Source organism: Mesobacillus sp., assembly GCF_049588175.1.
GTDB lineage: Bacteria > Bacillota > Bacilli > Bacillales > Cytobacillaceae > Mesobacillus.
The window spans coordinates 1-3,723 of record NZ_JBAVFI010000320.1 but is presented as its reverse complement, the minus strand read 5'-3'; the positions used below and the strand labels follow the sequence as shown (position 1 = coordinate 3,723).

The following is a 3,723-nucleotide window of genomic DNA, read 5'->3' as shown; positions in this document are numbered from 1 at the left end:
GTCAATAATACTGGCTCTTTCGGTTCAGTCCAATCTATGGGAATCATCAACTATCCGCAGGCTGCAATCCTGCAGGTTGAATCCATCGTTAAGCGTCCAGTCGTAATGAACAATGGCATGATTGCTGTCAGAGATATGGTGAACCTATGTCTCTCACTTGATCACCGTGTACTTGATGGACTTGTTTGCGGCCGTTTCCTCCAGAGAGTAAAAGAAATTCTCGAGCATACTTCAAAAGAGACAACTTCAATTTATTAATAGCTCTTTTATAGACTTGCAATTTAATGCGGGAATATGTATGAACAGCTATTAACAATATTTAAAGCCGCTGCCCGGTAAGCAGCGGCTTTTATATTGAGATGCACTTCGTTGCTAGAACAGCTATCGTGTACTAAAATAAAGAGGAAAAGAAAAATGCGAATTTTATTGCAATTTATGTATGAAGGGGGGCAGGCTGTCTATTAAAGTGGACAGTTGAATAATGACCATTGAAAACATGAAGGCTACGAATTTTAATAATGCTTCATTGGAAGATTGGCAGGAAAAAGCGTTAGCATCATTAAAAGGAAAACCAATTGATACTCTTTATACAAGTACATACGAACAAATAACACTTAAACCGCTCTATACACAGGAAGATATCATGGAGGATCAGGTTCCTGATATTCCAGGGCAAGGAGATTTCAGGCGAGGAAATGATCCACTAGGCTATCTGTCAGGACCATGGCAAATCGCAAACCGTTTAGCTTATACAAACCTGGAGGAACTGGAAGAAAAAATATCAGCTGCACTAGCAAAAGGGCAAACATCTGTCTCATTTGAAGTGAAACCGGAATTGTTTGCAGATAGCAACAAGTTAGTATCTTTTTTTGAGAAGTTCAAAAGTGATTATCCATTTAGCATTGACGCCGCCTACCTTCAGGCCCCTTTGCTCGCTGCTTTAATCCATGCGAACAATGAAGCTGATACTAAAATGAACATTAATGGTTTTGTCGCTGCTGATCCAGTTGCAGAAGCGAGTTTAACAGGAGCTCTGCCAAAAGAAGAAGAACAGTTCTTTAGCGAGTGGTCAAGAAATCTAGAAGAAGCAAATATACATTTACCTGGCTTGAAAACTGTTTTAGTAAACACATCACCATATCATAATAGCGGTGCAAATGCTGTTCAGGAACTTGCAATCGCCATTTCAACAGGTGTGTACATTCTGCAAAAATTAATGGATCAGGGCTGGGAGCTAAAGAAAGCGTTAACAAAAATGGTCTTCCATTTTGCGATTGGATCCAATTTCTTTATGGAAACAGCAAAGCTGAGGGCTGCCCGCCTTTTATGGAATAAAACAGTTGAGGCATATGGAGCTGGTGAACAAGAACGTAAAATGGATATTTCAGCAGAGACCTCTATGTTCACGAAAACGATGTTTGATCCTTACGTAAATATGCTTCGAATTGGCAATGAGGCTTTTGCAGCTGTTCTTGGCGGAGTTCGGTACCTTCGAACGGGAACATTCGATGAAGCTTTAGGGGATGGTGATACGTTCTCTGAGAGAGTGGCCAGAAACACTCAGCTTATCCTGAAGTCCGAGGCACATCTTGAAAAAGTCGCTGATCCTGCAGGTGGATCATGGTACATTGAATCCCTTACGAGGCAGCTGGCAGAGAAGGCATGGGAGTTATTTCTGGAAATTGACCGCAAGGGTGGAATATTAGAAGCCATCAAAACCGGCTGGCTGCAGGAGCAAATCGCCCAAACTGCTAAAGAAAGGGAAAAAGACATATTCAAGCGCAAAAAAAGCATCATCGGCACCAATGTATATGCAAATCTCTCCGAGCACTTCAATGAACCAGTTGATTCTGAATGTGAAAATGTTTACTCAGACAAGTCACTGGCTGATTTCATGGTAATGTTCTCTGCTGGGGAACCTTTATCAGGTGGAATAGTATCATTGAAAACAGCTATCAGGTTTACCCCTTTCATACCTAAAAGATTATCGGAACCATATGAAAAATTGCGGTTCAGGGCAGAAAAACTCACAAATGCAACTGGAGAAAAGCCTTCGATCGGTTTAATGTGTTTAGGAGATATGAAAAAACATAAAGCAAGAGCCGACTTTATAGCAGGATTTCTTGCCGCTGGCGGGATGCACTCAGTTAGAAGCAGTGAGCTCAAAGATGCTGAGACTGCTGTTGATTTTATTAATTCTAAGAATTTTTCACAATATGTCATTTGCGGAGATGGTTCGGATTATGCAATACTCGGGCCTGAGCTTGTAAGGGAGATAAAAAAGCAGCATCCAGAAGCAAAGCTTTATTTAGCAGGTTTGCCTGATGGGAATGAAGCAGGTTTGAAGGCAGCTGGAATTGAAGACTTTATTCATCTAAGAAGCGATGCGCATCAGATTCTATCTTCATTGCTTCTTGATATGGAGGTTAGCTCACATGCAAAAGCCTGATTTTGCAAAAGTTAGATTGTTTGAGACTGAAAAGCCAATAAACAGAGAGCAAATTGATCATGACATCAGCCAAAGTATAGATGCTTTGTTATTCGAAACAAATGAACAAATTAAGGTGAAACCAGTTTATACAAAAAATGATATAAACGCTGCAGAGCATCTTAACGGCAAACCTGGATTACCTCCGTATACGAGAGGGCCGTATCCAGCCATGTACGTCAATCGTCCCTGGACTGTCAGGCAATATGCTGGATTCTCGACTGCCGAGGAAAGCAATGCATTTTACAGGAGGAATCTCGCGATGGGGCAAAAGGGGCTGTCCGTTGCTTTCGACCTGGCTACGCATCGCGGCTATGATTCTGACCATCCTCGTGTTGAGGGAGATGTCGGCAAGGCTGGAGTTGCAATTGATTCAATTTTGGATATGAAAATTTTATTCGATGGAATCCCTTTGGACCAAATGTCTGTTTCAATGACAATGAACGGGGCAGTTTTGCCGATCATGGCATTTTTTATTGTTACAGCGGAAGAACAAGGTGTCACACAGGATAAATTGTCTGGGACCATCCAAAATGATATTCTCAAGGAATATATGGTAAGGAACACTTATATTTATCCTCCGGAAATGTCGATGAAAATTATTGCAGATATCTTTGAATATACGTCAAAGTACATGCCTAAATTCAATTCAATCAGTATCTCAGGCTATCATATGCAGGAAGCAGGAGCCCCTGCGGATATCGAATTGGCTTACACCCTTGCGGATGGACTAGAATATGTGAGGACAGGTCTGAAGGCAGGAATTGATATTGATTCCTTTGCGCCGCGGCTGTCATTTTTCTGGGCAATAGGCATGAACTATTTCATGGAAGTAGCCAAAATGAGAGCAGCCCGCTTCATCTGGGCAAAAATGATCAAAACCTTCAATCCTGAAAATGAGAAATCAATGGCATTAAGAACTCATTCGCAAACATCCGGTTGGAGTCTGACAGAACAGGATCCATATAATAATGTAATCCGCACCTTGATTGAAGCGCATGCAGCTGCAATGGGTCATACACAATCGCTCCATACGAATGCATTAGATGAAGCAATTGCATTGCCAACTGATTTTTCTGCTAGGATTGCTCGAAATACACAATTATTTCTTCAAGAAGAAACCGGCATTACTAAAGTCATTGATCCATGGGCAGGCAGCTACTATGTAGAGAGCCTGACTAACTCGCTGATCGAACGCTCATGGAAGCATATTGAAGAAATTGAAAGCCTTGGAG

3 protein-coding genes are annotated in these 3,723 nt (G+C 41.6%); all 3 read left to right on the top strand.

Features of this window, described 5'->3' with window-relative positions:
- A partial coding sequence (locus tag WB217_RS07890; protein ID WP_423992248.1) for a 2-oxo acid dehydrogenase subunit E2 occupies positions 1-258 on the top strand: 258 nt, incomplete at its 5' end.
- Positions 259-481: 223 nt separating this feature from the next.
- Positions 482-2,449 carry a methylmalonyl-CoA mutase family protein gene (locus WB217_RS07885; RefSeq protein ID WP_423992246.1) on the top strand — a complete coding sequence of 656 codons (1,968 nt, stop codon included), beginning with the start codon at positions 482-484 and terminating at the stop codon, positions 2,447-2,449.
- Positions 2,436-3,723, top strand: a 1,288-nt coding sequence (locus tag WB217_RS07880; protein ID WP_423992244.1) for a methylmalonyl-CoA mutase family protein, incomplete at its 3' end; no start/stop codon positions are given. The genes WB217_RS07885 and WB217_RS07880, both read left to right, overlap by 14 nt.

Coding starts and splice junctions, on each gene's coding strand:
- WB217_RS07885 (WP_423992246.1), top strand. CDS start 482: ATGACCATTGAAAACATGAAGGCTACGAATTTTAATAATGCTTCATTG.